The sequence below is a fragment of the Streptomyces thermovulgaris genome (assembly GCF_002155915.1).
In the GTDB taxonomy this organism is placed as follows: Bacteria; Actinomycetota; Actinomycetes; order Streptomycetales; family Streptomycetaceae; genus Streptomyces; species Streptomyces thermovulgaris.
The window spans coordinates 271-1,062 of record NZ_MUME01000265.1 but is presented as its reverse complement, the minus strand read 5'-3'; the positions used below and the strand labels follow the sequence as shown (position 1 = coordinate 1,062).

Genomic DNA, 792 nt, shown 5'->3' with positions numbered 1-792 from the left:
CCGTCGAAGTCGTCGAGGAAGACCTGTGTCCAGCCGGACGGGGGTGTGGGGGCGGAGGCGCTCGCGGGCGGAGTCGCGGCGACGGCGACGGCCGTCGCCAGGCCGAGTGCGCTGAGGGCGGAGACGAACGCACGCCGCAGGGAGCGGCGTTTGCGGCGAGCGCCGACGGGCGCGCCGGAGGATTCTCTCATGGGGAATGCCTCTCGGGTGGGGGAGTAGGTACGCGAGAGCCTTGCGGGAGGGCGCACGGGGAGGTTTTGAGAGCGCTCTCACGCAAGGTTGCGCCGCCAATGTGCTCCCGGCCGCCGCGGCCGTCAAGAGTTAAAACGAAGAAAGTCCTTGTGGAGCAAGGGAGTTCAGCTGATGAAGGCGGAGATTTCCGTGTTGTCCCCGCAGGGCCCGGGGCGCGGGCTTGGAGAATGGAGGCGGAGGAGGAAAGCGGGGAGGAGGGGACGGCGGGGCGGAGTCCCGCCCCGNNTCACCATCCTCGGCGGCGGGGGATTCCGCGTACCGCTCGTCTACGGCGCACTCCTCGCCGACCGTGCCGACGGGCGGGTGACGCAGGTCGTCCTGCACGACGTGGACACGGATCGGCTGAAGGCCGTCACACGGGTGCTGGCCGAGCAGGCCGACGGGGTGCCCGACGCGCCCGAGGTGCGGGTCACCACCGATGTGGACGACGCGCTGCGCGGCGCCGACTTCGTGTTCTCCGCGATCCGGGTCGGCGGACTCGAGGGACGGGTGCACGACGAGCAGGTGGCGCTCGCCGAAGGGGTGCTCGGCCAGGAGACG

The 792-nt window shown here is 71.3% G+C and carries 1 protein-coding gene and 1 pseudogene; one reads left to right on the top strand and one right to left on the bottom strand.

Annotated elements, in window-relative coordinates:
- Positions 1-191, bottom strand: a pseudogene (locus CCN35_RS20110) (1,3-beta-glucanase); the annotation flags it as partial.
- 292 nt (positions 192-483) lie between these two features.
- Between CCN35_RS20110 and CCN35_RS29645 the strand changes: the two are divergent.
- On the top strand, positions 484-792 hold a 309-nt coding region (locus CCN35_RS29645), incomplete at its 3' end, for a family 4 glycosyl hydrolase (RefSeq protein WP_483883426.1).